Raw genomic sequence first — 7,370 nt, 5'->3', positions numbered from 1 at the left:
CACTCCGCTCCGCGCGTCGCGAGCTCACTGCCTGGGGTGCCCTCACCCCAGCCCTCGCCCGCAGGCGGGAGAGGGGGCGCGCTGCGGAGGGGCGGGCTCGTCGAGCTACACGTCGGCTTACTCGCCCTCGTCGCTCGCGAGCAGGCCCTTCACCGCCCTGCCCCAGCCGGCCAGTTTGCGCTCGCGTGTCGCCTGGCTCATCGCCGGGCGGAAGCGGTGGTCGAGGCGCCAGTTGTCGGCGAATTTGGCGGGTTCGGGGAAGACGCCGGCGCTGAGGCCGGCCAGATATGCGGCGCCCAGCGCGGTGGTTTCCTGGATGACCGGGCGGTCGACCGGGGCGTTGAGGAGGTCGGCGAGGCGCTGCATCGTCCAGTCGGAGGCGGCCATGCCGCCGTCGACGCGGAGCACCGGCGGCGCGGCGTCGGCGCCGGACCAGTCGTCGCGCATCGCGGCCCACAGGTCGTAGGTCTGGTAGCAGACGCTCTCCAGCGCGGCGTGCGCCAGTTCGGCCGGGCCGGTGTTGCGCGTCATGCCGAACAGCGCTCCGCGCACCCGCGGATTCCAGTACGGCGCACCCATGCCGACAAAGGCCGGCACCAGATACACGCTCTGCATCGGATCGGACTTATCGGCGAGCGGGCCGGTTTCGCTGGCATGCTTGATGATGCCGAGGCCGTCGCGCAGCCACTGCACAGCGCTGCCGGCGACGAAGATCGAGCCTTCCAGCGCGTAGGTGCGCTTGCCGCCGAGCTGATAGGCGATCGTGGTCAGCAGCTTGTTGTGCGAGCGCACCGGCGTCGCGCCGGTGTTGAGCAGCGCGAAGCAGCCGGTGCCGTAGGTCGACTTGATCATGCCGGGGGTGAAGCAGGCCTGGCCGATGGTCGCGGCCTGCTGATCGCCGGCGATGCCGCGGATCGCGATCGGGGCGCCGAACAGCTCGTAGTCGCTGTCGCCGAAATGCGCCGAGGAATCCTTCACCTGCGGCAGCATCGAACGCGGCACGCCAAGCAGCTTCAACAAATCGTCGTCCCACTCGCCGGTGTGGATGTTGAACAGCAGCGTGCGCGAGGCGTTGGTGGCGTCGGTGGCGTGGACGCGGCCGCCGGTCAGCCGCCACAACAGATAGCAGTCGATGGTGCCGAAGCGCAGCTCGCCGCGCTCGGCCCGGGCGCGGGCGCCGGGGACGTTGTCGAGCAGCCAGGCGACCTTGGTGCCGGAGAAATACGGATCGACGATCAGGCCGGTCTTCTCGGTGATCATCGGCTCGTGGCCGTCGGTTTTCAACTTGGTGCAGAACTCGGCGGTGCGGCGGTCCTGCCAGACGATGGCGCGGTGGATCGCCTTGCCGGAGATGCGATCCCACACCACCACGGTCTCGCGCTGATTGGTGATGCCGATCGCGGCGATGTCGGCGGCGGAGGCGCCGGCCTTCTCCATCGCGGCGCGGCAGGTTGCCAGCGTCGAGGCCCAGATGTCGTCGGGCTCGTGCTCGACCCAACCGGAGGCCGGGAAGTGTTGCGGGAATTCCTGCTGCGCCGAGGCCGCGATCGAGATGTCGTCGCGGAACAGGATCGCGCGCGACGAGGTGGTGCCCTGATCGATGGCCATCACGAAAGACATGAGCGTTCGTCCCGGAATCTGGATTGAGGAAGCGGTCGGCCCGCACACCACCCGATCGGGCGGGCGCCGTCAATATCGGCAGTTCCGACGTGTGCAGGGCAGCGAAGCCTCTTCAAACCGGCGCCGGACTGTGGTTTGTCGGGGGGCGATCCAGGCCGTGGATGGTGGACAGCCTCTCGTTTCGTCATTGCGAGCGAAGCGAAGCAATCCACCGCCGCGCACCGGGCTGGATTGCTTCGTCGCTTCGCTCCTCGCAATGACGACCCGGCTGCCGATGGACCCGCTGCTGAAAATCGTGATCGTCGACGAGAACCCGGTGCGCGCCGGCATCCTCACCGAGGGGCTGCGCGAAGCCGGCATGTCACAGATCACCTATCTGGCGGCGACCACCAATCTGTTGGCGCGGATCTACGAGATCGACCCTGACGTCATCCTGATCGACCTCGAGAACCCCAGCCGCGACATGCTCGAGCAGATGTTCCAGGTCTCCAGGATCGTGAAGCGGCCGATCGCGATGTTCGTCGATCAGAGCGACACCGCCTCGATCCAGGCCTCGGTCGACGCCGGCGTCTCCGCCTATATCGTCGATGGGCTGAAGAAGGAGCGGATGAAGCACATCCTCGATCTGTGCATCTCGCGCTTCAACGCCTTCGCGAATCTCGAGACCGAGCTGCACCGCGCCCGTTCGGCGCTGGAAGACCGCAAGGTGATCGACCGCGCCAAGGGCATTCTGATGAAGGCCAAGGGGCTGAGCGAAGAGCAGGCCTATGTGCTGCTGCGCACCGCCGCGATGAACGAGAAAAAGAAAATCGCCGAGATCGCCCAGTCGGTGGTCACCGCGTCGGAGATGCTGAAATGAGCGAGCGCCTGCGCATCGGATTCATCCCGCTGGTCGACGCCGCCGCGCTGATCGTCGCGGTCGACAAAGGCTTCTGCGCCCAGGAGGACCTCGACGTCGAGCTGGTGCGCGAGATTTCCTGGGCCAATGTCCGCGACAAGTTCAACATCGGCCTGTTCGACGCTGCGCATCTGCTCGCGCCGATGGCGGTCGCGTCCAGCCTCGGCATCGGCCACATCCGCGTGCCGGTGATTTCCGGCTTCGGCCTCGGCGTCAACGGCAATGCCATCACGGTGTCGCCGGACCTCTACGCCGCGATCGCCGCCAATGTCGACGGCGACATCGCCGATCCTGTCGTGTCGGCACGGGCGCTGGCGCGCGTCGTCGCCGAGCGCAGGCAGCTCGGGCTGGAGCCGCTGATCTTCGGCATGACCTTCCCGTTCTCCAGTCACAATTACGACCTGCGGTTCTGGATGGGCGCCGGCGGCGTCGATCCCGACGAGGACGTGCGGCTGGTGGTGCTGCCGCCGCCCTACATGGTCGAGAGCCTCGCCAACAAACATCTCGACGGTTTCTGCGTCGGCGCACCGTGGAATTCGGTGGCGATCGATCTCGGCATCGGCCACATCCTGCACTTCACCTGCGAGCTGTTTCAGCGCGCCGCCGAGAAGATGCTGGCGGTGCGCGCCTCCTGGGCCGAGGGCCATCCCGACGTCCTGCTGCGGCTGATCCGGGCGCACGACCGCGCCGCGCAGTTCATCGAGTATCACGGCAACCGCGACGAGGTCTGCGCGATCCTCACCGCGCCGGGCCGCATAGAAGTAACGCCGGAGCTGATCCGCCGCACGCTCGACGGTCGGCTGAAAGTGTCGCCGGACGGCGCCTATCGCGAGACCGGCCGCTATCTCTTGGTCGGCCGCGAGGCGGCGGCGCGGCCCGACCCGGTGCAAGGCGCCTGGAACTACGCCCAGATGGTGCGCTGGGGCCAGGCGCCGCTGTCGGCGGAGCTGCTCGCCGCCGCCAAAGCCGTCTTCCGCCCCGACCTCTACGACGCCGCAATCGGCGCCACCCCGATCCTGCCCCTCGCCCCCGCCGACGGCATCGGCGAATGCACCGGCACGACTTTCGATCCGGACGACATCGCCGGATATTTGTCGGCGCTGACGATCAGGCGCTGACGCAAAGTCACCTCTCCCCGCGTGCGGGGAGAGGTCGGCCCGGCGGAGCGCAGCGAGGCCGGGCCGGGTGAGGGGGCGCCTCCGCCCGGCCGAGTCTCTCGCCTGCGTTTTGCTGTGATGATTAGTTGAAGCGCCCGGCCCTTCGGCGACGCCCCCTCATCCCAGCCTTCTCCCCGCACGCGGGGAGAAGGAGCAGGCCGTGCTCGCGGCGCCTCCCGCCTCTGCTGCGCTGCACATTTCCTCGCCATCCTGCTCATCGTTGCTGCGCGAATGCGCAGCGTTGGCTGCTGCTCAATTTCGGGGCGACGCAATCTAATTCTTTGGAAAGACGCGCTAATCCTCTCCTGCAGGCGACTGGCACGGTTTTCGCTACTCTTAGATCGGGTCACCGGTGGGTGCCCGGCGTCCATCGATCAACTCGCGACAGCAACGCTGCTGTCCTGGCCCGCGCAAGCAGAGGCCAGGACGCAGCGTTTTTTTTCGTCGGTCGGTCGGACGCAGAACAACGGATCAGCAGTGGGCAACAGGGTCGCGCGACCCCTAAAGGGACATGGCAACGATGACGATCAGCAAGGACGGCCTCGGACGCAAAGTGAGCCGCCGCCAGCTTCTGAAGGCCGGCGGTAGCGCAGCCGCACTGCTCGCCGCAGCGAAGCTCGGCTTCCCCGGCGGCGCTTTCGCGCAGGAGTCCGGGCCCGAAGTGAAGGGCGCCAAGCTCGGCTTCATCGCGCTGACCGACGCCTCGCCGCTGTTCGTCGCCAAGGAGAAGGGCATCTTCGCCAAATACGGCATGCCCGACGTCAGCGTCGAGAAACAGGCCTCGTGGGGCACCACGCGCGACAACCTCGTGCTCGGCTCTGAAGGCAACGGCATCGACGGCGCCCACATCTTGACGCCGATGCCCTATTTGATCTCGTCCGGCAAGGTGACGCAGAACAACGTGCCGACGCCGATGTACATCCTGGCGCGGCTCAATCTCAACGGCCAGTGTATCTCGGTCGGCAAGGAATACGCGGACATCAAGGTCGGCCTCGACACCGCGCCGTTCAAAGTGGCGCTAGAGAAGAAGAAGGCCTCCGGCAAGTCGGTGAAGGCGGCGATGACCTTCCCGGGCGGCACGCATGATCTGTGGATCCGCTATTGGCTCGCCGCCGGCGGCATCGATCCCGACAAGGACATCGAAACCATCGTGGTGCCGCCGGCCCAGATGGTCGCCAACATGAAGGTCGGCACGATGGACTGCTTCTGCGTCTGCGAGCCGTGGAATCTGCAGCTGATCCATCAGAACATCGGCTACACCGCGCTGACCACCGGCGAATTGTGGGACAAGCATCCGGAGAAATCCTTCGGCATGCGCGCCGCCTGGGTCGACAAGTACCCGAAGGCCGCGAAGGCGCTGCTGATGGCGGTGATGGAAGCGCAGCAGTGGTGCGAAGACCCTGCTAATCGCGAAGAGACCGCGAAGATCTGCGCCAAGCGGCAGTGGATCAACGTGCCGGCCGAGGACGTGATCGACCGCATGAAGGGCCGCTTCGACTACGGCACCGGCCGCGTCGTCGAGAACTCGCCGCAGCAGATGCGGTTCTGGGCCGACCATGCCTCCTACCCGTTCCAGAGCCACGATCTGTGGTTCATGACCGAGGACATTCGTTGGGGCAAATACGAGCCCGGCTTCGACAGCAAAGCGCTGATCGCCAAGGTCAACCGCGAGGATCTGTGGAAGGACGCCGCCAAGACGCTCGGCGTCGCCGCCAGCGAGATCCCGACCTCGACCTCGCGCGGCAAGGAGACGTTCTTCGACGGCAAGGTGTTCGATCCGGAAGATCCGGCCGCGTACCTGAAGTCGCTGACGATCAAGCGCATCGAAGCCTGACGATCACCAAGCATCGCTGGGCCGCGCCTGCCGCGCGGCCCTCCCCTTCAGACGACGGAGTGTCACCCCGATGTCGATGACCGCCCTGAAATCCGAGACCGAGACCGTCACCGCGCTCACGCCGCCGTCGTCCGCCGTGGTGACGATGCGGCCCAAGCGCCAGCCGCGTGCGGACAAGTACATCAAGAATGCGCGCGAGATCGCCGCCCGGGTGATCCCGCCGCTGATCGTGTTCACGCTGTTCATGGTGATCTGGGAGCTCTTGTGCCGGCGCACCGGCTCGGCGCTGCCGCCGCCGTCCAAGGTCTATGCCGATACCAAGGAGTTGATCTTCGATCCGTTCTACGATCGTGGCGGCATCGACAAGGGTCTATTCTGGCATCTCAGCGCGTCGCTGCAGCGCGTCGCGTTCGGCTATTCGCTCGCCGCTGTCGCCGGCATCGCGCTCGGCACGCTGGTCGGTCAGTCGGTGTGGGCGATGCGCGGACTCGATCCGATCTTCCAGGTGCTGCGTACCATCCCGCCGCTGGCCTGGCTGCCGCTGTCGCTCGCCGCCTTCCGTGACGGCCAGCCCTCGGCGATCTTCGTGATCTTCATTACCTCGATCTGGCCGATCATCATCAACACCGCGGTCGGCATCCGCAACATTCCGCAGGATTATCGCAACGTCGCCGCGGTGGTGCAGCTCAATCCGCTGGAGTTCTTCACCAAGGTGATGCTGCCCTCGGCGGCGCCCTACATCTTCACCGGCCTGCGCATCGGCATCGGCCTGTCGTGGCTGGCGATCATCGCGGCCGAGATGCTGATCGGCGGCGTCGGCATCGGCTTCTTCATCTGGGACGCCTGGAATTCCTCGCATATCAGCGAAATCATTCTGGCGCTGTTCTATGTCGGCATCATCGGCTTCGTGCTCGACCGCATGATCGCGGGGCTCGGCCGCATCGTCACCCACGGCACCTCGGCCGGTTGAGGAGCATGAATATGACCGCTTATCTCAAGCTCGATCACATCGACAAGACCTTCACCCGCGGCGCCGCGACGACCGAGGTGCTGAAGGACGTCTGCCTCGACATCGCCAAGGGCGAATATGTCTCGATCATCGGCCATTCCGGCTGCGGCAAGTCCACGCTGCTCAACATCGTCGCCGGGCTGACCGATGCCACCACTGGCGGCGTGCTGCTGGAGAACCGCGAGGTCAACTCGCCGGGGCCGGACCGCGCCGTCGTGTTCCAGAACCACAGCCTGCTGCCGTGGCTGACCGTGTACCAGAACGTCCGGCTCGGCGTCGACAAGGTGTTCGCCAAAACTAAGTCTCGCGCCGAGCGCCACGACTGGACGCTGCACAATCTCAATCTGGTGCAGATGGGCCACGCCAAGGACAAGCGGCCGTCGGAAATCTCCGGCGGCATGAAGCAGCGCGTCGGCATCGCCCGCGCGCTGGCGATGGAGCCGAAGGTGCTGCTGCTCGACGAGCCGTTCGGCGCGCTCGACGCGCTGACCCGTGCGCATCTGCAGGACTCGGTGATGGCGCTGCATCAGAAGCTGGGCAACACCATCCTGATGATCACCCACGACGTCGACGAGGCCGTGCTGCTCAGCGACCGCATCGTGATGATGACCAACGGCCCGTCGGCACGGATCGGCGAAGTCCTCGACGTCCCGCTGCCGCATCCGCGCAAGCGGCTCGAACTGGCGACCAACGCGACGTATCTCAAGTGCCGCCAGCGCGTGCTGGAATTCCTGTACGAGCGGCATCGGTTCATCGAGGCGGCGTGAGGATCGATTGGCGCCAACACAAGTAACGGCGTCATTCCGGGGCGCGCGCAGCGCGAGCCCGGAATCCATAACCACCGCCAGGGGA

6 protein-coding genes are annotated in these 7,370 nt (G+C 66.2%); 5 read left to right on the top strand and 1 reads right to left on the bottom strand.

What is annotated here, in order from left to right; all coding sequences use genetic code 11:
* Window positions 1-117 precede the first annotated feature (117 nt).
* Window positions 118-1,620 carry a glycerol kinase GlpK gene (glpK, locus tag IP86_RS23325; protein WP_054164824.1) on the bottom strand — a complete coding sequence of 501 codons (1,503 nt, stop codon included), beginning with the start codon at window positions 1,618-1,620 and terminating at the stop codon, window positions 118-120.
* A gap of 274 nt (window positions 1,621-1,894) precedes the next feature.
* Between glpK and IP86_RS23320 the strand changes: the two genes are divergently transcribed.
* From IP86_RS23320 to IP86_RS23300, 5 genes are all read left to right on the top strand, one after another.
* A complete protein-coding gene (locus tag IP86_RS23320) occupies window positions 1,895-2,479 on the top strand; it encodes an ANTAR domain-containing response regulator (RefSeq protein WP_054164826.1) in 585 nt (194 codons plus the stop codon).
* A complete protein-coding gene (locus tag IP86_RS23315; protein ID WP_054164823.1) occupies window positions 2,476-3,636 on the top strand; it encodes a CmpA/NrtA family ABC transporter substrate-binding protein in 1,161 nt (386 codons plus the stop codon). The genes IP86_RS23320 and IP86_RS23315 overlap by 4 nt, the downstream gene beginning before the upstream one ends.
* Window positions 3,637-4,195: 559 nt before the next feature.
* Complete coding sequence (locus IP86_RS23310; RefSeq protein WP_054164822.1) at window positions 4,196-5,509, top strand: CmpA/NrtA family ABC transporter substrate-binding protein; 1,314 nt, start codon at window positions 4,196-4,198, stop codon at window positions 5,507-5,509.
* Window positions 5,510-5,579: 70 nt separating this feature from the next.
* Window positions 5,580-6,479, top strand: a complete 900-nt coding sequence (gene ntrB / locus IP86_RS23305) for a nitrate ABC transporter permease (RefSeq protein WP_054164821.1) — start codon at window positions 5,580-5,582, stop codon at window positions 6,477-6,479.
* Window positions 6,480-6,490: 11 nt separating this feature from the next.
* A complete protein-coding gene (locus tag IP86_RS23300) occupies window positions 6,491-7,285 on the top strand; it encodes an ABC transporter ATP-binding protein (RefSeq protein ID WP_054164825.1) in 795 nt (264 codons plus the stop codon).
* Window positions 7,286-7,370: the final 85 nt, after the last annotated feature.

The sequence above is a fragment of the Rhodopseudomonas sp. AAP120 genome (assembly GCF_001295845.1).
GTDB lineage: Bacteria > Pseudomonadota > Alphaproteobacteria > Rhizobiales > Xanthobacteraceae > Rhodopseudomonas.
This window is presented reverse-complemented; position numbering and strand designations above follow the sequence as displayed.

Coding starts and splice junctions, on each gene's coding strand:
- IP86_RS23320 (WP_054164826.1), top strand. CDS start 1,895: ATGGACCCGCTGCTGAAAATCGTGATCGTCGACGAGAACCCGGTGCGC.
- IP86_RS23300 (WP_054164825.1), top strand. CDS start 6,491: ATGACCGCTTATCTCAAGCTCGATCACATCGACAAGACCTTCACCCGC.
- IP86_RS23315 (WP_054164823.1), top strand. CDS start 2,476: ATGAGCGAGCGCCTGCGCATCGGATTCATCCCGCTGGTCGACGCCGCC.
- IP86_RS23310 (WP_054164822.1), top strand. CDS start 4,196: ATGACGATCAGCAAGGACGGCCTCGGACGCAAAGTGAGCCGCCGCCAG.
- ntrB (WP_054164821.1), top strand. CDS start 5,580: ATGTCGATGACCGCCCTGAAATCCGAGACCGAGACCGTCACCGCGCTC.
- glpK (WP_054164824.1), bottom strand. CDS start 1,620: ATGTCTTTCGTGATGGCCATCGATCAGGGCACCACCTCGTCGCGCGCG.